Below are 24,527 nucleotides of genomic sequence, written 5' to 3'. Positions count from 1 at the left end.
ACACAGTAGCTCAAAAAAGAATTTTTGATTAGCGGACGAAGTCGTTTGAGTAACATGAGCGAATCGAATTTTTTAAATACATATAAAAAATAAAAAATAGATATATAACATAAGATAATATTGATAAAAAATAAAATAATACAAAAGGAGATAAATATGAAATTTAAAAGAAAGATAATAGGTGCTTTAAGTATAATTATGACTATAAGTTTAATTGGATGTTCAAAACCATCTACAAAACCAAAAGAAGTAAATGTTTCAGATAAAAAATATGAACAATTATTAGAAGAAGCTAAAGGGACTACTGTTAATTTCTATGGTTATGGTGGTAACGAAGTAATGAATAAATGGTTTGATACTTACATAATACCTCAGATGAAAGAAAAGTATGATATAACTGTAAAAAGAGTAGGTATGAATATAGATGAAATATTAAACAGTTTATTATCAGATAAACAAGCAAACAATTTAAAAGGAAATATGGATGTAGTTTGGATAAATGGAGAAAACTTTAAAACTGCAAAAGATAGTAATTTACTATTAGGAAAATTTACTGAAAAACTTCCAAACTTTAATAAATATGTAGATACAACTTCAAAAGATATAACTACAGACTTTGGAACAAAAGTAGATAATATGGAAGCACCTTGGGGTAAAGCACAATTTACAATAATAGAAAATGCTTCTAAAGTGGATAAAGAAATTAAAAACACTAATGATTTAAAAGAAGTAATAATGAAAAATCCAGGTAAATTTACATACCCAGCACCTCCTGACTTTACAGGTAGTGCTTTTGTAAGAAACGTAATATACGATATAGTAGGATATGAAAATGTAAAAGATTTACCAGTAGATGAAACAAAGGTAAAAGAAGTAATCCAACCTGCTATTAACTATTTAAAAGAAATAAAACCATACTTATGGAATAAAGGTAAAACTTATCCTTCAACAACTTCACAATTAGATAATATGTATTCAGATGAAGAAGTTTACTTTACAATGACATATTCACCAAATGTAATACCATCTAAAATAGAAAGTAAAGAGTTTAGTCCTAATACTAAGATAATAGAATTTGAAAAAGGAAATATAAGCAATACTCATTTCTTAACAGTACCATTTAATAGTCAAAATCAAGCTGGTGCTATGGTTTTAATAGATTACTTAATGAGTATAGATGCACAAGGTTCTAAAACATTTAGTAAAAATTGGGGAGACTCAACAATATTAGATATGAACAAAATACCTAAAAATGAAAAAAGTAAATTTAGTGATGAAATGATAGTAATAGAAAATGCTGTTCCAGAATTAAGAGCAGAGCTTGTTCCAATAATAGAAAAAATATGGACAAAAGAGGTTCTAGAAAGTGAACAATAAAATAAAACCATATATACTCATAGCACCAACAGCTATACTTTTGTTATTTATAATGGGGTATGGAATAATAAATTGTCTATTACAAAGTTTAGGATATTTTCCACAAATAGGTTTTAATGAAATAAATTTTAGTTATTACAAAGAGATTTTAAGAGAGACTTCTTTTTTGAAGTCTCTTCTATTTAGTTTAAATACATCCTTAATATCAAGCTTGATATCTGTAATACTTGGTGTTTTATTAGCCTATTTGTTAACTCAAGATAAGTACTCAAATTTTAGAAATACCGTGTTAAACTTGCCAATAATAATTCCACATATAGTAGTAGTATTTTTTATGGTAACAATATTTTCTCAATCTGGAATAATATCAAGAATTTTATATAATTTAGGTATAATATCTGATTCATCACAATTTATAAATTTAATATCTGATAAAAATGGTATAGGAATAATACTTGTATATTTATACAAAGGGATACCCTTTGTAGTAATAACAACTTATAATATACTAAGAAATATAAATGAGAAGCTAGAAAAAGTAGCACTAAATTTGGGTGCTAGCAAACTACAAAGTTTTAGATACATAACTTTACCACTTGCTATGCCATCTATAATATCTTCATTCATAATACTATTTGCTTTTGCTTTTGGGTCATATGAAGTACCATTTTTAATAGGGCCAAGTACACCTAAAGCATTATCAGTATTAGCTTACACTAATTATGTAAGTACAGATTTTAACCAAAAGGCATTATCTATGGTTATAAATATTATATTATCAGGCATAAGTTTTGTTTTATTAATAATATATAACAAAATTTTTTCAAAAATGTATAAGTATAAATTATAGGTGAGATTATGAAAAGTAAAAAAATAATTTTAGATATATTATTAATAGTACTTATAATACCAATTTCAATACTATTAATATGGACAATAACTAGTAGGTGGACTTATCCAAAGTTAATACCTACAGACTATTCTTTAAGAGGGTTTGAATATATATTAAATACTTATAATATAAAAATATTAATTAACAGTATATTAATATCAATAATAGTGATATTAATAACAATTATAATAAGCATACCAGCAGCTAAGGCTATATCAATATATGAATTTAGAGGAAAAAAATTATTTGAAATTTTAGTGCTATCACCAATAATTGTACCTATGATATCTATAGCTATGGGGGTTCACATTACTTTTTTAAGAAATGGTCTAGCAAATAATATAATAGGAGTAATAATAATAAATATACTTCCTTGTATTCCTTATGCAGTAAAAATGATAGCGGATATATATAATTTAGTAGGAGAAAAATTAGAAATACAAGCAAAGCTTTTAGGAGCAAATTCAATAAACACATTTAGATACATAACATTACTTTTAATATTTCCAGGAGTAATAGGTGCATCTAGTATGTGTTTTATAATTTCATTTAGTCAATACTTCTTAACTATGCTAATAGGAGGAGGTAATATAATTACATATCCTATGGTTATGTTTCCATATATACAAAGCGGAGATAGAACAGTAGCAGCACTATACAGTCTAGTATTTTTAATTGTAAGTATAGTAGTACTAATACTTGTAGAAGGAAAAATAAAAAAGTATTATTTAAATAATAAAAACAATTACTTTTTAGGATAAACCAATTTAAGGAGAATACAATGTCAAGTGTTAAAATAGTTAACTTAAATAAAAGTTTTAATAATATAAATGTGTTAAAAAGTATAAATTTATCAATAAATGAAGGCGAAATAATTTCTTTACTAGGACCATCAGGATGTGGTAAAAGCACTACATTAAAGATAATAGCAGGAATACTTGATTTTGATAAAGGAGATATATTATTTGATGGAAATAGTATAAAAAATATACCCACAGGAAAACGAGACGTAGCCATAGTATTTCAAGATTATTTTTTATTTCCTCATATGAATGTATTTGAAAATATCGAGTTTGGACTTAAAATGAAAAAAATTAAAAAATGCGAACGTAATAAAAAAGTACAAGAATTAATAGACTTAGTAAAACTTAATGGATACGAAAAAAAGTACCCATCACAAATTTCGGGAGGTCAAAAACAAAGAGTAGCCATAGCAAGAAGTTTAGCGATAAATCCAAAGGTGCTGCTTTTAGATGAACCTTTTTCAAATTTAGATATAAACTTAAGACAAGAAATGAGAGAGTTTGTATTAAATTTACAAAAAAAATTAAAAATAACTACAATACTAGTAACTCATGATAAAGAAGAAGCTTTGATGATGAGTGATAAAATAGCAGTTATGGTAAATGGAGAAATAAAACAATTTGATACTCCAAAAAACTTATATGAAAAACCAAATAGTAAAGTAGTTGCGAATATATTTGGAGAAAGAAATTATATAAGTGGGAAAATATATAATGGATTATTTGAAAATGAATATGTTAAGCTAAGCTTAGATATTGATAAAAATGAAAGTTTAGATAATGTAGAACTTATGATATCTAAAGAAAATATAGAAATTAATAATGAAAATTATCCAAATGGAGTTATAGGAAAAATTAAAAAGAAAACATATTTAGGTGAAAATACAATTTATGAAATAGATATAAAAGACTTTATACTCAAGGTTAGTTCAAATAAGCATTTTTATGAAGTTAACCAAAATGTAAAAATAAACTTTAATTTAGAAAATGTAGTTTACTTTACTCAATAAAACTTGTTTATTATATATTAATATTGGATATAAATATAATGTAATTATAATATTAAATAATTATAAAGTTAATATATTAATAAATAAATTTAAAGGTTAGGAGAAATACATATGAAACTAGATATGGATAAATATTTACAAGTTAGAAAGGCTCAAGCACAGGGAGCTAGAACTATTGAAGAGCTTAAAAAGATGTCTGATATAAATATTGAAAACGAAGAAGAGCTTAAGGAAGTAGAGGCTCTTATAAAAAATGCATGTAAATGTAAGAATGTATCAATAGATACAATCGTAGAAGCAGTAAAAAATGGAGCTGACACTGTTGAAAAAGTTGGAGAAGTTACTAAAGCAGGTACTGGATGTGGAAGATGTAAAGGTATTATATCAAATATAATAGAAAATAAAAGATAACTAGTTTATAGTTATAAAAAGGGATATGTCTTAAGACATATCCCTTTTTAACTTAAATTATCTTAAAAAATTAAATTCATGAAATCTCTTGATCTAATGTAAGCACTTGAAATTAAGTTACTATAATATTATAATAATACAAAATACATATAGAGGTGATTAGATAAAATGAACAATTAATCTTATTCAAAATAACAATAATATAGTTTAATTAGGTTTTAAAACATCAAAAATAGATGTTTTATTAAGCTACCCTATAAACTACTTAAAGTTAAGAATAAGATTAAATGTTATAACTAAATTACTCAAATAAAAGCAATCATTGCTTTTATTTGCATGTCATAATATTTAAATATAATAACTTTCTTATCTTTTAAGTAGTAAAAAAGACTATTTAAGTTGAGGAAGTTTTTTTATTTCCTCAACAAAGGAGAGGACAATTATGGCACAAATTAAAATAAATAATTTAAGTTTTCAATATGATAACCATGGAGATGATATATTTAAAAATGTATCCATAAATATAGATACAGACTGGAAGTTAGGATTAATAGGTAGAAATGGTCGAGGGAAAACAACTTTTTTAAAATTATTAAAAGGAGAATATAAATATAGTGGGCAAATAATAAGTCCAGTAAGCTTTGATTATTTTCCTATGAATGTAGAGAATGACAATCAAGTAGCTTTAGAAGTTATGAGAGAAGCAATAGCACCGTTCACTAAATGGGAAAAAGAACTAAAAGAATATTCAGGTGATATTAAATATATAAAAGAATATGGAGAAGTGTTAGATAAATTTATAAGCTATGATGGATATATTATTAATGAAATGATAGAAAAAGAAGTAAGAAAAATAGGATTAGGACCAGAAATACTAGATAGAAATTTTAAAACATTAAGTTCTGGTGAGCGTACAAAACTATTATTATCAGCATTATTTCTTAGAAAAAATAACTTTTTACTTATTGATGAACCTACTAACCATTTAGATTCAGAAGGTAGAGAATGTGTAGCAAAATATTTAAATAAGAAGAAGGGATTTATATTAGTTTCACATGATAGAAACTTTTTAGATGAAGTAATTAATCATGTTTTATCTATTAATAAAAGTAATATAGATATCCAAAAAGGTAATTACACTACATGGCAAGTAAATAATGATAGGCGAGATGAGTTTGAAAAATCAGAAAATGAAAAATTACTTAAAAACATTAAAAGACTTAAAATAGCAGCTAAACAAAAATCTAGTTGGTCTGATAAATTAGAGTCCACTAAAATAGGAGGTGGTCCTGTAGATAGAGGATATATTGGGCATAAAGCATCAAAGATGATGAAAAGAGCTAAATGCTTAGAAAAGCGTCAAAATAAAGCTATAGAGGAAAAATCTAAATTGCTAAAAAATATAGAACAGGTAGAAAAACTCAAAATAGGGAATATAGAGACAAACTCAGATAAGTTGTTAGAGGTAGTAGACTTACAAATAGTATATCAAAAGGAAATATTTAAAAAACCAATAAGTTTTAAAATTAAACCAGGAGATCGTATTTGGATAAGAGGTAAAAATGGGTGTGGTAAATCAAGTTTAATAAAGCTATTAATGGGAGAAGAAATTAATTATACAGGCTATGTAGAAAAAGTAAGTAAGATATCATATGTTTCTCAAGAAACAAATTTTTTAAAAGGAAAAATTGAAGAGTTTTCAGCAGAAAAAAGAATAAATATACAGCATTTAAAAAGTAGCTTGAATCAAGTAGGTGTTACAAATATTCAATTTGAAAAGAATATAGAACAGTGGAGTGAAGGTCAAAAGAAAAAATTACTTATTGCTGCAAGTTTATGTGAAAAATCTCAACTTTATATTTGGGACGAACCCCTTAATTTTATTGATGTAATTTCGCGTATACAAATAGAAAATATGATTCTTGAAGAAAAACCTACTATGCTTTTTGTAGAGCATGATAAATGTTTTGGAGAGAAAATAGCTACTAAAATTATAGATATAATATAAAAAGAATATATTTTAAACATATTTAGTGTTGTATCATTTAATGATAAATAAAATTAAATTATCAATAATTAAAAAAGATAGTGTTGTACTTTTGGGCACTATCTTTTTTTATAACAATAAGTTATTAAGAGAAACGAAACATTCTTAAATACAATTTCACGGATTTAATTATCTATAATAATTAAAAGTATTAATGATTTTAAAGTATAAAAATTTTGCTTTATATATCTAAATAGAAGTGATATAATTAATTTCTAATAAAAATAATATGTAAATGAGGGGGTCAACTATGGCAGAAAGTATTAATTATAAATACAAAAAGGATGTCTTGAGATTAGCCACATTTATAGGGCAATTAATGCTTAGTAATGGAGCAGAAACTTATAGAGTAGACGATACTGTAAAACGGATTTGCAAATCTAGAGGATTTTCTCATATAAATGTGTTTATGGCACCCAATACCATTATAGTTTCTGATGATAGATTTGATGGATATACATTTATGAAAGTAATAGAAAATAGGTGTATAAATTTAAATAAAATTGACTTACTAAATGAGTTTTCAAGAAAATTTGTTAACGATATAGATATGTCAATAGATGATGCAATAGCAGAATTAAAAAACTTAGAAGATAAATCACCGCATACACAAAGTGAGATAAATATATGGACTGCAATAGGTTCTTCTAGTTTTGCAGTATTAGTTGGAGGAGATAACGTAATAACATTTATGCTAACTCTTATAACATCGGTAATAGCTATGATTACTTATAATAAGGTAAAAAAAATAACAAATATACCTGTTTTTGCAACACTAGTTTCATCTATAATTATAGGATTTTGTGGAATAGGTCTTGTAGAACTTGGTATATTAGATACACCAAAGATGTTAATAGTAGGATCTATAATGCCACTTTTACCAGGAGTACCTTTTATAAAAGCTATAAGGGATTTAGTATCAGGGGAGTTAATGTCAGGAGTAGGAAGAGCAATTGATGCAGGAGTTATTGCCACAGCTATTGCAGTTGGTGTTGGTGTGTCAATGAATATATATGTAAAATGGGGAGGATTATTATAATGATTTGGATGCCAATGTATATACATATAATATTTTCATACTTAGCAGCAGTTGGTTTTGCAGTATTTTTAAATGCACCTAAAAAAACACTATACATATCTGGTTCTATAGGAATGATATCATGGACTATATATATATTTTTAATGAGAATCAATTTTGATATGATGAGTGCAAACTTTATAGCAGCGTCAATTGCAGCATTATTATGTGAAATATTAGCAAGAAAGATGAAAAAACCTACTATATTATTTGTAGTTCCAGGAATAATAACTTTAATTCCAGGTCTTGGATTATATAATACAATGTATTATGTTATAGAAGGAAATTTCCAAGAATCATTCACTACAGGAGCTAATGTTTTATTTGCAAGTGGTTCTATAGCCCTTGGTGTTATAGTAGTTTCTTCTTTATTTAGGACATATTATAAAAACTTAAGGAAAAATGAAAAAGTAGAGATTCATAAGGTTTCACAAATTAGCCAACAATAAAAATAGAATTAGTACTTTAAAGGTAATTAATTTGATATAATATTACTAAATATTAGAAAGACTATTGGAGGAAACAAATGTTTTTTATAATGGGTATAAGTCAAGAAGAGAAAAAACTAGACTTTGATGAATTTACTATATGTAAATGCTGTGGAAAGTATGGACATGTAGAAGTATATATATCATATTGGTATTTTATGTTTTTCTTCATACCTCTTTTTAAATGGAACAAAACATACTTTGTCAAAATGACTTGCTGTAACAAAATAGGAAAGTTAAATAATGAAATTGGAAGAAAAATCGAAAAGAAAGAAAAAGTATCTTTAGATTTAGATAATATAGAATTTATTGATTTAGAAGATAGAAATTATTTTAATTATGATAAATCTGAAGAAATTAACAAATCTATAGAAGATTTAGAATTTGAGAAAAAGAAGATAGAACAAGGAAAAAAAGAAAAGGCTATAGAAATAGCAAAGGAATTATTAGATGTATTACCTATTGAAGTGATAGCACAAAAAACTGGACTTACTATAGAAGAAATAAAAAACTTAAAAAAATAAAGAAGATGGCATTGTGAAATATGATGCCATCTTTTTATTATTTAAGTTTTTATATTTTATTATAACTGTTAATAAATATACTAATTTAAGGGGTAAATTATATAATTTATTCTAAGGCCAGATTATCGTTACATGTTTTTTTAGATTTTTTCTTATTATCTTTTACATATATTATTGCAATTATTAATCCGATTACTACTAATATAGTAGCAATTCTAAATGCAGCATCCATTCCTTTTATATCAGCAAGAACTTGAGACGTATTTAAACTACTATTTGATACATGTGTCATTATAGATATAAGCATAGATGCGCCTATTGCCCCAGAAACTTGTCTAAGTGTAGAGCTTATAGCACTACCATCTGCCAGTTCAGATTGTTTAAGTGAATTAAGTCCCCAAGTTGTAACTGGCATTAATAAAAATGTTATTCCGAGCATTCTAAACGAATACATAATAGTTAATGTTAAAATAGACGTTGTTTCACTTAAGTTTGAAAATGCAAATGTACCTATTCCCAAACATAAAAATCCTGATAAAACTGGGATTCTTGCTCCATATTTATCAAGCATACGTCCTGATACTGGACTTAATATAGACATAAGTATTGAACCTGGAAGCATCATTAATCCTGGTATCATTGCGGACATTTTTCTTGCTGATTGTATATATAAAGATAATATCATAGTTGCAGATGTAAATGCTCCATAAGTAATCATTAGCAATATAACTGATACTACAAACTGTTTACTTTTAAATACTCTAAGGTTTAAAAGTGGTACATCAACCTTGTATTGTCTTATTGTAAATAATATAAGTGATATAATTCCAATTACTATTGGTACATATGTTATAGGATTTAATATTCCATATGATCCAACATTAGAAACTCCTGTTAATAATCCTCCAAACCCGAAAGTTGATAATATTAGTGATATGAATTCAAGTTTAGATTTTTTAATTTCTGTAATATTTTTTAATGTAAAGTGTGCAAATATCATATCTAATACTGCAATAAAAGCTAGAACATAAAATAAAACTCTCCATCCAAAGTTATCTATTACATACCCAGCTAATGTTGGTCCTATTGCTGGAGCAACACCAACAACAAAACCATACATACCCATGGCAGCTCCTCTTTCTTCCTTAGGGTATAGGTTTAGCATTGCAACTTGAACTAATTGCATTATTATTCCGGAAGCCATCGCTTGAAAGACTCTAGACACAACTAGCAATGAAAAGTTTTTTGTAAATATAGATATTATACATCCAATAGAAAATAGCAACATAGCACTAATATATAGCTTTTTAGTTGAGAAATTACTTATTAAATATGCAGTTGAGGGTATCATAATACCTAAAACAAGCATATAAATTGATGTTAGCCATTGAGCTGTATCTGCATTTACAGAAAAATCATGCATTATACTAGGTAGTGCTGAAGTTAGTACAGTTTGATTAAGCCCTGTTAAAAATGAACCTAGCATTAGCACTGAAACTATTAAATTCCTTAATCTTTTATTCTCCATTTATTATTTCATCTCCTAACTTAGATATCAATCTATTTAATTTAGCTGCATATTCTTTTAGAGAATCTTGCTTTTCTAAGTATGCTATCATAGCATGCATAGTCAATGAATTATAATTACCTAAATTAAATTCTTCTTCTATTTTTGTAATTGCTTCAGATAGTTTTTCGTTTTCATTTAATTTAATACATTCTTTTATAGAATATACTACATTTAAAAAAACATCTTTTAGAGAATCTTTATAATTGCTTTCACCAATTTCATCTATAGAGTAAAATATATTTTCATTTATAATACTTTTGTTGTATCTTAGATTTTTTATATTTAAATCTATTTGTCTAGTTATAAATTCAAAAATATATTCTTCACTAATATTTCTTTTATTCATTTTCATTACAAGATTAAATTCATGAATTAAGCTATCTATAACAAATAATAACTCCCATATAAAAGGAGTTATTTCTTCACCATAAATTAATATTAAAGGGGTCTTATAACAGTTTATTATATTAGATCTTAAGTTATTTCTTATCTCTATTAAAGAATTACCCTTAATTTCTGAAAATTCTCCTAGAATGTGTGAATTAAAAGAATAGTTATATTTAAGATAATCAGATACAAGTTTTATTTTTTCTTTTAATTTTTCATGTGGTGTTTTTGTATCATCTGTGTCTATCAATATAGATGCATTGGAAAATTTTTTATTAGAATAGATTAACATTTCCCAAACTAAATCTTCCTTAGTCGCAAAATACTTATAAAATGTAGATTTAGATATCTTACATTCTTTTACAATATCATCTATTGATGTATATTTTAATCCTTGTTTATTAAAACATTTTTGAGCCACTTGCATAATAACTTCTTGTTTACTACTCATAAATCACCTCTTAGAAACTAATAGTACTGATTAGTACTTATTGATACTTTATAGTACTATTATGTATATTTTTATTATTTTTGTCAAGTAACAGGGTCAATATTCTTAAGGAGTTAATCTTATATACATAGCAATCGGAAGTGGAATAGATAAAATTAATTATAAAATAAACAACTAAAAAATTAGTTATACTACTACTTAAATATACAAATAATGATATAGCATATAAGATTACCAGCCAAAGGATAAATAATGGATAATACTAGACCTACAAGTATGCCTTAATTTAAGTAAAACGTATGGTAAAGTGAATTAAAAGAATTATGGCAAACATTAGTAAAAGAAAATATTTATCTATAGCAGTGAATAAAGACAAATTTATAGATGGTATTTTAAAGGATATAGGAAAATATGAATGCAATTGTTGATACAACCCCATAGAATGCACACCACTAGTACAAAATGAAGAATCACAAGAATCAAATGGAATCTAGGTAGACATAAGTATAGTATTGAAGAAATATAAAAATATAAAAGGTATATTTCTAGTAGATATAAAATACTTAAATTTTTAATACATGATTATCATATAAATTCGCTCGTAAATTTATATTATTATTAATATTTAATTATATAAAAATTAATAATAATAATTTATTACCATAATCTTATTATGTTAACTACTATTTAAATTAGAAATAAAAAATAAAAGTGTTTTAAATTAATATATAGGAGTATAATTACAGATAAGAATAATACATAAATAATAGTTATTAAAAGTATAAATATATATATAATTATTGAAGAAAGAAGGTCTAAAATTGACTAAAGAGGAATTAGAAATACTTCAAATGTTTGAAAATCCAACTATATATGAGGTTAAAATAATTATAGAAGAAACTAATATAGATTTAGAAACTATAATAGCCCATTATAGAGGTGGACTAGATGAAAGTTTATTATGTGAGAATATACATAGACAAAAAAGAAGTAGAAATAGTTAATGTAAAATATATAATAATTATGATTAAAATATCCCATATAAGTTTTGCTTATATGGGATATTTTAAAGTGCATCTAACATTAAAAAACTTAAATAACAAATATGGATATATAAAGAGAAATTTGTATACAAATCTTAAAAAATGAAATTTTTATATGATATAATAAATATATGGTAAAATATGTAAAATAGGGGGGATTATGGTTAATGCTAGTTTTAGGCAATTAGAAATAGGGCAAAGGATAAAAATAAAATCTAATGTATATAAAATAATTTCTTATATAGTATACAAAGATGAAGAAGGTTCAACTTTTATAGAATACGAAATTTTAAGCGATAATAATAGCGTATTATGGTTAAGTGTTGGAATAAGTTATGATTATTTATATTTATTTAAAGAAACCCATCAAAAATCAGAAAACACATTATACAAGTCGGGATACAAATTAAAAGAAGACTTAAAAGCAGAAGTTACAAACTTTTATAAAGCAGATGTAGATTTATATGAAAAAGTAGTATTTAAAGAATATGAACATAAAGAATCTAAAAAAATATTTTCAGTAGAAATTTGGGAGGATGAAGTTACCTATTGTGAAAGCATTGAAGTAGATAATATAGAAATACTACAAGATGATTACATAGAAGAAAACAATCCTAAAAAAGAACAGAAAAAAGTGCAATATCTAAAATATGCTTTATTACTTTCAATACCTATAATTATATTAATAGTATATATGTTTATAAGTGATAAAAATTTTATACAAAACTACCTTAAAAATAACTCATCAAAATATACTTATTACACATCTATAACTTCAGATGCTGATAGTAAACTAAAAGCAGATGTATATTATACATCTATGTCCATGGATGAATCAGCAAAAGATATAATAGATAAAGCAACAACTTTAATAGAAGAAGTTCAAAGTAGTGATGATGAGTATAGTGTGGCTATACTTACAAAGGATGAATATGCTGTAGTTTATATAGGGATGGATGATAAGACATATATACAAGTATGTCCTAGAGAATATATGTATGTTAGCAACAATGATCTATATAATACAAGTCACTCTTCATCAAATGTATATTATAGAGATTTTTATTATACATTTGGATATAGAAATGACTACAGCAAATACAAAAGAAGAATATCTCCATTTAATACTTATAAAGGAAACATAGTCTCTCAAGATTTTAATAATAAATACAGAGAACTACAAACTTCAAATCAAAGTGTTAAAAGAGGTAGTGTATTTTCAAGAACATCATCTGGTGGTGGACTTAGTAGTGGTAAATAATAGGAGGAATATATGGAAGGTATTTTAGGAACGATAATCTATTCAGTAATAGGTTTTATACTTATGTTAGTTGGAAATTTTTTAGTAGACTTGGCTATACCTTGTCACTTTCCAACAGAAATAAAAAGAGGAAATAAAGCAGTAGGATATATAAGTGCAGCATCATCAATAGCAGTAGGAATACTTTTAAGAAGTGTTATAGCATCTCCAGTTAATCAAAATACAAATACAACAATACTACAAGATTTAACTTCAACAGTTATATACTTTGTACTTGGAATAGTACTTTGTATATTAGGTTACTTATCAATGTTAGTATTTAATAAAAAATATAACCTAAATGAAGAAATTGGAAATGGAAATAGTGCAGCAGGACTTATGGTTTCAGGAATATTTATAGGTCTTGCTATACTAATTAGTGGTGCTATACAGTAATGGTAAATAATAAATTTAATTACAAGATTTTAATGCTTACAACACTTATAATATCAGGCTGTTCGATAGTCTATGAACTTTTAATAAGTGCTGTAGGCTCATACTTATTAGGAGATAGTATAAAGCAGTTTTCTATAACAATAGGGCTTTATATGTGTGCTATGGGAGTAGGTTCTCATATTTCAAAATATGTTAAAAAGAACCTATTTGACTTTTTTGTATTTGTTGAAATAGCTGTCGGTATACTAGGAGGAATATCTTCATTAATACTATTTTTATCCAATGTATATATAGCTTCTAGTGAATTTATTATGTATATACAGATAGTTCTAATAGGAACTTTAGTAGGACTTGAAATTCCTATACTTACAAGAATTATAGAGGAAAATTGTGATAATTTAAGAGTAACTTTATCAAATGTATTTAGCTTTGATTATATAGGAGGACTTATCGGCTCACTTTTATTCCCATTATTTTTACTTCCTACTTTAGGGTATTTTGCTACATCTTTTTTAGTGGGAACGATAAACATAGTAATAGCTATAGTTATAATTCATAATTATAAAAGTTATATAAAAAATATTGAAACGTTTAAGATAGTCTCATATATATCATTAGTATTTATGTTTTTAGGAGTATTATATTCTGAAAATATATCTCAAAGTATTGAAAATTCACTATATCGTGATAGAGTTGTATTATCAAATCAAACGCAGTATCAAAAGATTGTTATGACAAGACACAAGGATGATTTAAGGTTATATTTAAATGGGAACATACAGTTTTCATCTAAAGATGAATATAGATATCATGAAGCATTAGTTCATATACCTATGGGAATAGTTAAAAATCATGAAAATGTATTGATACTAGGCGGAGGAGATGGACTTGCAGTTCGTGAGTTATTAAAGTATGATGATATTAAAAATATTACTTTAGTTGACATAGATAAAGAGATGGTAGATTTGTGCAAAACAAACCCACTTATAACTGAGATTAATAAAAACTCTTTATCTAGTGAAAAAGTAAATTTGGTATATGAAGATGCTTTTGAATTTTTAGAAAATACTAAAGAGGTTTATGATGTTATAATAGTTGATTTGCCAGACCCTAACAATGATAGTTTAAATAAATTATATACTAATATATTTTATAGACTATGTAAAAATGCATTAACTCAAAATGGAGTAATGACCGTTCAATCCACTAGCCCATATTATGCTAGAAAAGCATTTTGGAGTATAAATAAAACTTTAAAATCTGAGGATTTTAATGTATATCCATATCATGTGCAAGTGCCATCTTTTGGAGAATGGGGATTTAATCTTTCTTCAAAACAAGAGTTGAATTTGGATGATATTAAGGTTAATGTAAGTACCAAGTATTTAAACAAGGGTTCTATTGAGAGTATGTTCAATTTTGCACAGGATGAAGTTATCGATATTGAAAGTATTGATACTAATACTTTATCTCATCCTAAACTTATAAATTATTACGAAGAATCGGTTAAAAATTGGAAATAGTACGGGAGGAGTTTATGTCTATTACATATGAATTTTTTTCCAAGTATTTAATATATTAATATGGATATTAATTCCTATTGCTATATATAAATTTATAAAAAAATATAAAGAAAAGACAGTATTAATAAATAGTAAAATTTCTAATTTAGAGAAAAGAGTTAATGAATTAGAAAATAAATAGTATAAGTTTAATCATATAAAAATACCATTAGCATAAATTTATGTTGATGGTATTTTTTTTATTCTAAGTATATAGAAAACATAAGTTAATTAATTTTATAAAAATAAAAACTTGCTATAAATATATTTAAAATTTTTGCCTTATATTATGTATTATTATTTTAGTAAAAGTTAAGATGGTATTCTTTTGAATTACTTCATATTTATTCGAGATAAAAGAATATACAGCAATCCAAAAGAATATATAGGAATAGAGTGAGAGTTAAAAATATTAGAAACTATAAAAGATAATTAGAAATATATATTTAATATCTTTAAACATTAAGACTATAAGGGGAGGGAGAATATTGCCTGGCAAGAAACTTGTGCTAAACGAAAAGTGGTGCAAAAGTTGTGGAATCTGTGTGGAATTTTGTCCGAAAGATGTATTAAAACTAGAAAATAGTAAGGTACAAATACAAAAAGAAAAAGATTGTATTTTTTGTGGATTATGTGAACTTAGATGCCCAGATTATGCTATATATATAGCACAAACTTCTGAGGATTAAAGAGGTGAGAATATGTCTAGGAAAGTAAAGTTATTACAAGGAAATGAAGCTTGTGTACATGGGGCACTTTATGCAGGTATGAAATTTTTTGCAGGATACCCTATAACACCATCTACTGAAATAGCAGAAATTTCATCGTTTATGCTTCCAAGAGTAGGAGGTAAGTTTATTCAAATGGAAGATGAAATAGCATCTATGGCTGCAACTATAGGAGGATCAATTGCAGGACTAAAATCAATGACAGCTACTAGTGGACCAGGTTTTTCTCTAAAGCAAGAAAATATAGGGTATGCATGTTTAGCTGAAGTACCATGTGTTATTGTTAATGTTCAAAGATGTGGTCCAAGTACAGGGCTTCCAACATCTCCAGCGCAAGGTGATTTAATGCAAGCTAAGTGGGGAACTCATGGTGACCATCCAATAATAGTATTATCTCCAATAAGCGTTAAAGACACATTTGATATGACAGTAAAAGCATTTAACTTTTCAGAAAAATACCGTACCCCAGTTATATTACTTTTAGATGAAGTTATAGGACATATGAGAGAAAAGGTAGAAATACCAGAAATAAATGAATTAGAAGTAATAGATAGAATAAAAGTTACAGCATCTAAAAAAGACTATAAGGCTTATGATTCAAATTGCTTGGTACCTCCTATGGCAAATTTTACAGATGGTTATAAATATCATGTAACAGGACTTATGCATGATGACGTAGGGTTTCCAACTAACAGCATAGAGAAAACAAAAATATTAATGGATAGACTTATGAGAAAGATAGAATGTAACTTAGATGACATATTAATATATGAGGAATATAAAACAAAAGATTGTGAAGAACTTATAGTTACTTTTGGATGTATGAGTAGATGTAGCAAAGATGCAGTAAATATACTAAGAGAAGAAGGCATAAAAGCTGGACTTTTAAGTATAAAGACGGTATGGCCATTTCCTGAAGAAAAGATGAGAGAAATAAGTAAGCAAGTTCAAAATATATATGTACCTGAATTAAATAGTGGACAAATAAGGTTAGAAGTAGAAAGGGTAAGTTCAAAAGACTGTAATATTTATGGAATCAACAAATATAATGGAGATATTATAACTCCAGAAGAAATTGTAGATAAAATATTGGAGGTAAAAAGATGCCTAGTACAGTCATAGAAAATAATTTTAGAATGGATAGACTGCCACATATATGGTGTCCTGGATGTGGTCATGGGATATTAATGAGATCTATAGCTGTAGCTATAGAAGAGTTAGGTCTTATTAAGGAAAATGTTTGTATAGTATCTGGTATTGGATGTTCATCAAGGGCATCTGGATATTTAAACTTTAATACACTTCATACTACTCACGGTAGAGCATTGCCATTTGCAACAGGTGTAAAATTTGCAAGTCCTAATATGCATGTTGTAGTTATAACTGGTGATGGTGACTGTAGTGCAATAGGAGGAAATCATTTAATACATGCTTGTAGAAGAAATATAGATATAACAGCAATAGTATTTAATAATAATATATACGGAATGACAGGCGGTCAATACTCTCCAACTACTAACACTAATGATTTATCCACAACAGCACCATATGGAAATATTGACAGACCTTTTGATATATGTGAGCTAGCAATAGGAGCAGGAGCTACATTTGTTGCAAGGGCTACAGCATATCATGCAAAGCAAATGATAGATTATATTAAAAAAGGAATAAATCATAAAGGATTTTCTTTAATAGAAGGAATGAGTTTGTGTCCAACATACTATGGAAGAAAAAATAAGAAAGGGTCAGCAGTATCCTTAATGAATTTATTAAAAGAAAATTATTTAGATGTATCTATTAAAGATAAATTACCCAAAGAAAAATTAGAGAATAAATCATTTTATGGAGTATTTAAAGATAGTGTTATGCCAGAGTATACTGAGGAATATGAAAAAATTTTAAATAAATTCAAGTAAGTATAAGGAGATTATATTATGAGAAAAGAAGTTAGGCTTAGTGGTTCTGGTGGTCAAGGACTTATTCTAGCAGGTGTTATACTTGCAGAAGGCTCTATACTTTCAAATCTAAATGCAGTACAAACCCAATCATATGGGCCTGAAGCTAGAGGGGGAGCTAGTAAGGCTGAAGTAATAGTAAGTGATGAAGAGATAAATTTTCCAAAGGTAAGAAAAGCTGACATGCTATTATGTTTAACACAAAAGGCATTTGATGAATATTATCACACAGTAAAAAATAATGGAATTATAATTTTAGATTCTTCTATTGATGAGAAAGATATAATTAATGATGATAAAATTAAGGTATTAAAATTACCTATTATATATACAAGCAAGTATGAATTAAAAAAAGAAATGGTAGCTAATATGGTAGCACTTGGAGTAATATGCAATATGATACCAGAAATAGATACAGAACAAGTAAAAAAATCTATGTTAAGTAGAGTTCCAAAAGGAACAGAAGAATTAAATGAAAAAGCTTTTGAAAGAGGAATTTCACTATCAAAATAAATTAAAAGTTTAATAAAATATTAAAATATTTTAATTTTATTAATTAGGTATAGGGGGGGAAGCTTATGACAAATAACAAAGATGAGATACAAGTAAACTTAAAAAAATGGGAAGAAAATAAGGTTAATAAGAGTCTAAGTAAATTTTCAGAAAGAAAAGAAATATTTACATTTGATACAGGAGAAGAAGTAAAAAGACTATATACACCAATTGATGTAAATATGGACTATGAAAAAGATTTAGGTTATCCAGGGCAATATCCATTTACAAGAGGTGTTCAACCTACAATGTATAGAAGTAAGTTTTGGACTATGAGAATGTATGCTGGATTTGCAACTGCTGAAGAATCAAACAAAAGATACAAATATTTAATAGAACAAGGTTCTATGGGACTTTCAGTAGCATTTGATTTACCAACTCAAATGGGATATGACTCAGATGATGATATATCTGAAGGTGAAGTAGGCAAAGTTGGAGTTTGTATAGATTCATTAGCTGATATGGAAATATTATTTGACTCAATACCACTAGATAAAGTATCAACATCGATGACTATAAATGCACCAGCATCAGTTCTTCTTGCAATGTATATAGCAGTAGCCAAAAAGCAAGGTGTAAGTGCTGATAAGTTAAGAGGAACTATTCAAAACGACATATTAAAAGAATATGTAGCAAGAGGAACTTATATATTCCCTGTAAAGCCTTCTATGAGGCTAATAACTGATATATTTGAGTATTGTTCAAAAGAGGTACCAAAATGGAACACTATAAGTATATCAGGGTATCATATAAGAGAAGCTGGAGCAAATGCAGTTCAGGAAGTAGCATTTACTTTAGCTGATGGTATAGCTTATGTTAATTCTGCTATAGAAGCAGGACTTAATGTTGATGATTTTGCGCCAAGATTATCATTTTTCTTTAATGCACATAATAATTTATTAGAAGAGGTTGCAAAGTTTAGGGCAGCAAGGAGATTATGGGCAAAAATAATGAAAGAAAGATTTAATGCACAAAATCCAAAATCATGGTCGCTTAAATTTCACACCCAAACGGCAGGTTGTACACTAACTGCACAACAACCAGAAAATAATATAGTAAGAGTAGCAATTCAAACATTAGCAGCAGTTCTTGGAGGAACACAATCACTTCATACTAATTCAAAAGATGAGGCATTAGCTCTACCAACAGAAGATTCAGTAAGAGTAGCACTTAGAACGCAACAAATAGTGGCAAATGAAAGTGGAGTAGCAGATAGCATAGACCCACTAGCTGGTTCTTATTATGTAGAAAGCTTAACTAATAATATAGAACAAAAGGCTTTAGAATTAATAAATAAAATAGACAACTTAGGAGGAGCACCACAAGCCATAGAAAAAGGATTTATTCAACAAGAAATAATGAATAGTGCATATAGATATCAAAAAGAAATAGAAAATAATGAAAGAATAATAGTTGGAGTAAATAAATTCCAGATAGAAGAAGAAGCTCCAAAGGGACTTCTCAAGGTTGATCCTATGGTTGGTGAAAGACAAAAAGAAAAGATAAGAAAATTAAAAGAGAGTAGAGATAATGAAAAAGTACAAAAAAACTTAGAAGCTTTAAGAAAAGCTTGTAACTCCAATGAAAATATAATGCCATATATACTAGATGCAGTAGAAAGTTATGCCACATTAGGGGAAATATGCAAAGTTATGAGAGCTGAATTTGGTGAATATAAACAAACGGTAATGATATAGTGATTTAAGGAGGAATACAAATGAGACCAATAAGAGTATTAGTTGCAAAACCAGGCTTAGATGGACATGACAGGGGAGCTAAAGTAATAGCTAGAGCACTAAGAGATTCAGGGATGGAAGTTATATACACAGGCCTTCGTCAAACTCCATATCAAATAGTTCAAGCTGCAATCCAGGAAGATGTAGATGTTGTAGCTATGAGCATACTATCTGGTGCACATAATCATTTATTACCAAAGGTCGTAGAATTATTAAGATCTGAAGAGGCAGACGATATTTTGGTAATAGGTGGAGGCGTTATTCCAGAAGAAGATATACCTTTTTTAAAAGAAAAAGGTATAGCACAAATTTTTACACCAGGAACTCCAACAACAGTTACTATAGAGTTTATAAAAGAAAATCTCAAAAGAGAATTATAATAAAGGTGAAATTATGAGTGATATAGTAAAAAAAGTTATAGAAGGTAAAAAAAGGGATTGTGCTAGGCTTATTACTATTGTAGAAAATGAAATAAATGGATATGAAAAGTACTTAAAAGAAATATATAAATATACTGGAAGGGCCTATATAGTGGGAATAACAGGCCCTCCCGGTGCAGGAAAATCTACAATGACAGATAAGTTAGTAAAACACATAAGAAGTAGAGGAAACAAAGTCGGTATAATTGCAATAGACCCAACAAGCCCTTTTACAAAAGGAGCAATACTTGGAGATAGAATAAGAATGAATGATTTAAGTTTAGACAAAGGTGTATTTATAAGGTCTATGGGGACAAGGGGTAGCCTAGGTGGTCTATCAAATGCAACACAATCTGCTGTAAAAATACTTGATGCTTATGGGTGTGACTTTATATTTATAGAAACTGTAGGAGTTGGGCAATCAGAAATCGATATAGTAAAAAATTCTGACACTACACTTATGATTATGGTTCCAGGTCTTGGAGACGATATACAAGCAATAAAAGCTGGTGTTATGGAAATTGGAGATGTATTTGTTATAAATAAGGCTGATAAGGATGGAGCGAAAAAAACAGCTTTAGAAATAGAAATGATGCTTGATTTTAAAAAAGATTGGAAATTTAGACCACCGGTAAACTTATGTGTAGCAGAAACTGGAGAAGGTATAGATACTACTTTTAAAAATATAATAAAGCATAAAAACTATTTAGAAAGTAGTGGGGAACTAACTAAAAAAAGATTTGAGCGAAACAAATTAGAAGTAAAAGAATTAGTACAAAGAAAGATTTCAAAGCTCGTTAAAGAACTAGAATATACAAACGAAGTCAATGAGCTTTTAGATAAAACTATAACTAAGGAAATAGATATATATTCGCTTAGCGATATATTAGTTGAAAAGATAATTAATGATTAGGAGGAAACTATGGAAATATTAAAAGTAGACCATGTGGGGATAGCTGTAAATAACTTAGAAGAAAGTTTAAAATTTTATGAAGATGTATTAGGAATAAATTGTGAAGGTACAGAAATTGTAAATGAACAAAAAGTCAGAGTAGCATTTTTACCAGTTGGAGATACTGAACTTGAATTACTAGAATCAACTACTGAAGATGGACCTATAGCTAAATTTATAGCTAAAAATAATGGACGTGGTGGAATACAACACGTAGCAATAAGAGTAGATAATATAGAAAAAGCAATAGAAGAAGTTAAAGCTAAAGGGTATAAAATGATAGATGAAGTACCGAGATATGGAGCAGGAAATGCAAAAATAGCTTTCTGTCATCCAAAAGGAACTGATGGAGTGTTACTTGAGCTAAGCGAAAGAAAATAAAATTTGCTTTACCATTTAATACATTAACTAAAGTTTTGGGGGTGGTTTTGTGTCACAAGAAAAGTTAAATCTACTTTATGAAAAAAGAAGTAAGATAGAACTAGGAGGTGGGCAAAAGAGAATAGATAAACAACATGCATCAGGAAAATTAACTGCAAGAGAAAGATTAAATTTATTATTTGATGAAAATACTTTTGTTGAATTAGATGCATTTGTAAAACATAGATGTTCAAATTTTGGTATGGAAAAACAAGAAGTGCCAGGTGAAGGTGTAATATGCGGATATGGTAAAGTTGAGGGAAGATTAGTTTGTGCATTTGCACAAGATTTTACAGTACTTGGTGGGTCTTTAGGTGAGATGCATGCTAAAAAAATAGGCAAAGTTATGGATATGGCACTTAAGGTTGGAGCTCCAGTAGTAGGGCTTAACGATTCAGGAGGAGCTAGAATACAAGAAGGCGTTGATGCATTAGCTGGATACGGAGAGATATTTTATAAAAACACAATAGCATCGGGGGTAGTACCACAAATATCTGCAATTATGGGTCCTTGTGCAGGAGGTGCAGTATATTCACCGGCACTGACAGATTTTATATATATGGTAGATAAAACTAGTCAAATGTTTATAACAGGGCCACAGGTTATAAAAACAGTAACAGGTGAAGAAGTTAGTGCTGAAAGTTTAGGTGGAGCATCTACTCATAATACTACTTCTGGAGTAGCTCACTTTATAGCAAATAACGATGAGGACTGTATACAACAAATAAGAAAACTGCTTAGTTTTTTACCATCAAACAACTCAGAGAAAGCTCCAATAATAGATACAATAGATGATGCCAATAGAAAAAATGATATATTAAACAGCATAATTCCAGATGATGCCAATAAGCCATATGATATGAAAGAAATAATATATGAAATAGTAGATGAGTGTGATTTCTATGAAGTCCAACCATATTTTGCACAAAATATGATAACTGGATTTGCAAGAGTAAACGGAGAAAGTATTGGTATAATTGCAAATCAACCTAAAATTATGGCAGGATCACTTGATATAAATGCATCAGATAAAAGTGCAAGGTTTATAAGAACTTGCGATGCTTTTAATATTCCGATAATTACATTAGTAGATGTACCAGGATTTTTACCAGGAACATCTCAAGAGTATGGAGGGATAATAAGACATGGTGCAAAAATGCTTTATGCATATAGTGAAGCTACAGTACCAAAAATAACTTTAATAACTAGAAAAGCTTATGGTGGTTCATATCTTGCTATGTGTTCAAAAGATCTGGGAGCAGATATGGTACTTGCTTGGCCAAGTGCTGAAGTTGCAGTTATGGGACCAAGTGGTGCAGCAAATATAATATTTAAAAATGATATAAAAAATGCCCAAAATCCTAAAGAAATGAGAGAAGTTAAGATAAATGAATATAGTGATGAGTTTGCAACTCCATACAAAGCAGCGGAAAGAGGATATTTAGATGATGTAATAGAACCTGCATACTCAAGAGTAAGAATAGCTGATGCACTTGATACATTATCATCTAAAAGAGAAGAAAGACCGCCTAAAAAACATGGAAATATACCTTTATAGGAAGGTGGTAATATATGAATATTAGTCAATTATTAGAAAGTTTAAAAGATCCTACAATAACATTACCAATAGGAGAAACATTATTAGCAGGTGTTAGTGTAGCATTACTGTCTATGAGTGTAGTTTTTATAATTTTATTAGTTATAACAGCTATAATAAAGTTACTTCAAAGTGAAAAATCACAAGCTAAGCTTAAGGATAGTACTGAGAAAGAAACTATGACAGAAAGTAATGAATTTAAAAAAGATGAAAGTATAGAAGAATTAGTATCCGTAATAACTGCAGCAATAGCAGCTTCAACTAGAAATAGTACAAATAATATAATAGTAAGAAAAATATCTAGAACTAATAACTCAAAAACAAATTGGGAAAGAATGACTAAAAGTACTACTAAATAAAGTAGCAGGGGGAGTTTAATAATGATAAAAAAATATAATATAACAGTTAATGGAAATACATATGAAGTAGAAGTAGAAGAACTAAGTAGCGTAGCGAGTCATATTTCAAAAGTACCACAAGCACAAAGTACACACCAAATAGATAAAGCATCTAAAGTACAAAATAAAGCTCAATCATCACCTAAAGCCTCAAATAGTTCTGGTCAAGTAAATGCTCCAATGCCAGGAACTATATGCGATGTTAAAGTCAAAGAAGGAGATAGTGTAAAAAAAGGTCAAGTTTTATTAATACTTGAAGCTATGAAAATGGAAAATGAAATAATGGCAGATTCTGACGGAACAGTTACATCTGTTAATGTTTCAAAAGGAGCATCTGTAAGTGTTGGAGATATACTTTTATCTATAAAATAGTACTTTAGATTATAATAAAACTACAAATACTTTATATTACATATAATTTGAGCAAAAGA

The 24,527-nt window shown here is 27.6% G+C and carries 26 protein-coding genes; 24 read left to right on the top strand and 2 right to left on the bottom strand.

Annotated elements, in window-relative coordinates; translation table 11 throughout:
* Positions 1-156 precede the first annotated feature (156 nt).
* The 9 genes from I2H23_RS04740 to I2H23_RS04700 all read left to right on the top strand — a co-directional run bounded on the left by I2H23_RS04740 (position 157) and on the right by I2H23_RS04700 (position 8,630).
* A complete protein-coding gene (locus tag I2H23_RS04740; protein WP_195581134.1) occupies positions 157-1,377 on the top strand; it encodes an ABC transporter substrate-binding protein in 1,221 nt (406 codons plus the stop codon).
* A complete protein-coding gene (locus I2H23_RS04735) occupies positions 1,367-2,227 on the top strand; it encodes an ABC transporter permease (RefSeq protein ID WP_092925624.1) in 861 nt (286 codons plus the stop codon). The genes I2H23_RS04740 and I2H23_RS04735 overlap by 11 nt, the downstream gene beginning before the upstream one ends.
* Positions 2,228-2,235: 8 nt before the next feature.
* Positions 2,236-3,030: an ABC transporter permease gene (locus I2H23_RS04730; RefSeq protein WP_195581133.1), complete on the top strand. Its 795-nt coding sequence runs from the start codon at positions 2,236-2,238 to the stop codon at positions 3,028-3,030.
* A 20-nt stretch (positions 3,031-3,050) separates the two neighbouring features.
* The gene (locus I2H23_RS04725; protein ID WP_092925627.1) at positions 3,051-4,082 is read left to right on the top strand and encodes an ABC transporter ATP-binding protein; all 1,032 of its coding nucleotides are present in this window, start codon (positions 3,051-3,053) and stop codon (positions 4,080-4,082) included.
* 111 nt (positions 4,083-4,193) lie between these two features.
* Positions 4,194-4,493 (top strand): (2Fe-2S)-binding protein, encoded by a 300-nt coding sequence (locus tag I2H23_RS04720; protein ID WP_092925629.1) that lies wholly within the window; start codon positions 4,194-4,196, stop codon positions 4,491-4,493.
* A 442-nt stretch (positions 4,494-4,935) separates the two neighbouring features.
* Positions 4,936-6,501 (top strand): ribosomal protection-like ABC-F family protein, encoded by a 1,566-nt coding sequence (gene abc-f / locus I2H23_RS04715; protein ID WP_092925631.1) that lies wholly within the window; start codon positions 4,936-4,938, stop codon positions 6,499-6,501.
* A gap of 289 nt (positions 6,502-6,790) precedes the next feature.
* The gene (locus I2H23_RS04710) at positions 6,791-7,579 is read left to right on the top strand and encodes a threonine/serine exporter family protein (protein WP_092925633.1); all 789 of its coding nucleotides are present in this window, start codon (positions 6,791-6,793) and stop codon (positions 7,577-7,579) included.
* Complete coding sequence (locus I2H23_RS04705) at positions 7,579-8,067, top strand: threonine/serine exporter family protein (protein ID WP_176698676.1); 489 nt, start codon at positions 7,579-7,581, stop codon at positions 8,065-8,067. The genes I2H23_RS04710 and I2H23_RS04705 overlap by 1 nt, the downstream gene beginning before the upstream one ends.
* Before the next feature lie 77 nt (positions 8,068-8,144).
* Positions 8,145-8,630, top strand: a complete 486-nt coding sequence (locus I2H23_RS04700; RefSeq protein WP_092925637.1) for a zinc ribbon domain-containing protein — start codon at positions 8,145-8,147, stop codon at positions 8,628-8,630.
* Between the two features lie 106 nt (positions 8,631-8,736).
* Here I2H23_RS04700 and I2H23_RS04695 read toward each other — a convergent pair whose 3' ends face one another.
* Together I2H23_RS04695 and I2H23_RS04690 are read right to left on the bottom strand one after the other, a co-directional pair.
* Positions 8,737-10,158, bottom strand: a complete 1,422-nt coding sequence (locus tag I2H23_RS04695) for an MDR family MFS transporter (protein WP_092925639.1) — start codon at positions 10,156-10,158, stop codon at positions 8,737-8,739.
* A complete protein-coding gene (locus I2H23_RS04690; protein WP_092925641.1) occupies positions 10,148-11,038 on the bottom strand; it encodes a TetR/AcrR family transcriptional regulator in 891 nt (296 codons plus the stop codon). The genes I2H23_RS04695 and I2H23_RS04690 overlap by 11 nt, the downstream gene beginning before the upstream one ends.
* 821 nt (positions 11,039-11,859) lie before the next feature.
* On the opposite strand from I2H23_RS04690, the gene I2H23_RS04685 reads away from it, so the two are divergent.
* From I2H23_RS04685 to I2H23_RS04615, 15 genes are all read left to right on the top strand, one after another.
* Positions 11,860-12,042, top strand: coding sequence for a hypothetical protein (locus I2H23_RS04685; RefSeq protein ID WP_195581132.1), 183 nt, complete (start codon positions 11,860-11,862; stop codon positions 12,040-12,042).
* A gap of 199 nt (positions 12,043-12,241) precedes the next feature.
* Positions 12,242-13,342 carry a DUF4178 domain-containing protein gene (locus I2H23_RS04680; protein WP_092925647.1) on the top strand — a complete coding sequence of 367 codons (1,101 nt, stop codon included), beginning with the start codon at positions 12,242-12,244 and terminating at the stop codon, positions 13,340-13,342.
* A gap of 12 nt (positions 13,343-13,354) precedes the next feature.
* A complete protein-coding gene (locus I2H23_RS04675) occupies positions 13,355-13,777 on the top strand; it encodes a DUF350 domain-containing protein (RefSeq protein ID WP_092925649.1) in 423 nt (140 codons plus the stop codon).
* Entirely contained in the window at positions 13,777-15,300 is a 1,524-nt protein-coding gene (locus I2H23_RS04670) for a polyamine aminopropyltransferase (protein WP_092925651.1), read from the top strand. Before I2H23_RS04675 ends, I2H23_RS04670 begins: the two co-directional genes overlap by 1 nt.
* A 527-nt stretch (positions 15,301-15,827) precedes the next feature.
* The gene (locus I2H23_RS04665) at positions 15,828-16,028 is read left to right on the top strand and encodes a 4Fe-4S dicluster domain-containing protein (protein ID WP_207733559.1); all 201 of its coding nucleotides are present in this window, start codon (positions 15,828-15,830) and stop codon (positions 16,026-16,028) included.
* A 12-nt stretch (positions 16,029-16,040) separates the two neighbouring features.
* Positions 16,041-17,189 carry a 2-oxoacid:acceptor oxidoreductase subunit alpha gene (locus tag I2H23_RS04660; RefSeq protein WP_092925655.1) on the top strand — a complete coding sequence of 383 codons (1,149 nt, stop codon included), beginning with the start codon at positions 16,041-16,043 and terminating at the stop codon, positions 17,187-17,189.
* Entirely contained in the window at positions 17,171-17,983 is an 813-nt protein-coding gene (locus I2H23_RS04655; protein ID WP_092925657.1) for a 2-oxoacid:ferredoxin oxidoreductase subunit beta, read from the top strand. Before I2H23_RS04660 ends, I2H23_RS04655 begins: the two co-directional genes overlap by 19 nt.
* 18 nt (positions 17,984-18,001) lie before the next feature.
* Entirely contained in the window at positions 18,002-18,535 is a 534-nt protein-coding gene (locus I2H23_RS04650; protein ID WP_092925659.1) for a 2-oxoacid:acceptor oxidoreductase family protein, read from the top strand.
* 65 nt (positions 18,536-18,600) lie between these two features.
* A complete protein-coding gene (locus I2H23_RS04645; RefSeq protein ID WP_092925661.1) occupies positions 18,601-20,271 on the top strand; it encodes an acyl-CoA mutase large subunit family protein in 1,671 nt (556 codons plus the stop codon).
* Positions 20,272-20,291: 20 nt separating this feature from the next.
* Positions 20,292-20,690 carry a cobalamin B12-binding domain-containing protein gene (locus tag I2H23_RS04640; protein WP_195581131.1) on the top strand — a complete coding sequence of 133 codons (399 nt, stop codon included), beginning with the start codon at positions 20,292-20,294 and terminating at the stop codon, positions 20,688-20,690.
* A gap of 13 nt (positions 20,691-20,703) precedes the next feature.
* A complete protein-coding gene (meaB, locus tag I2H23_RS04635) occupies positions 20,704-21,642 on the top strand; it encodes a methylmalonyl Co-A mutase-associated GTPase MeaB (protein WP_092925665.1) in 939 nt (312 codons plus the stop codon).
* A 9-nt stretch (positions 21,643-21,651) separates the two neighbouring features.
* Positions 21,652-22,062: a methylmalonyl-CoA epimerase gene (gene mce, locus I2H23_RS04630; RefSeq protein WP_092925667.1), complete on the top strand. Its 411-nt coding sequence runs from the start codon at positions 21,652-21,654 to the stop codon at positions 22,060-22,062.
* Positions 22,063-22,111: 49 nt separating this feature from the next.
* Positions 22,112-23,659, top strand: a complete 1,548-nt coding sequence (gene mmdA / locus I2H23_RS04625; protein WP_195581130.1) for a methylmalonyl-CoA decarboxylase subunit alpha — start codon at positions 22,112-22,114, stop codon at positions 23,657-23,659.
* Between the two features lie 14 nt (positions 23,660-23,673).
* A complete protein-coding gene (locus I2H23_RS04620; protein WP_092925671.1) occupies positions 23,674-24,057 on the top strand; it encodes an OadG family protein in 384 nt (127 codons plus the stop codon).
* Positions 24,058-24,078: 21 nt separating this feature from the next.
* A complete protein-coding gene (locus tag I2H23_RS04615; protein ID WP_207733558.1) occupies positions 24,079-24,468 on the top strand; it encodes a biotin/lipoyl-containing protein in 390 nt (129 codons plus the stop codon).
* The last annotated feature ends 59 nt before the right edge of the window (positions 24,469-24,527 follow it).

The sequence above is a fragment of the Romboutsia sp. BSD2780061687b_171204_C1 genome, assembly GCF_015560225.1.
Classification (GTDB): domain Bacteria; phylum Bacillota; class Clostridia; order Peptostreptococcales; family Peptostreptococcaceae; genus Romboutsia_C; species Romboutsia_C hominis.
This window is presented reverse-complemented; position numbering and strand designations above follow the sequence as displayed.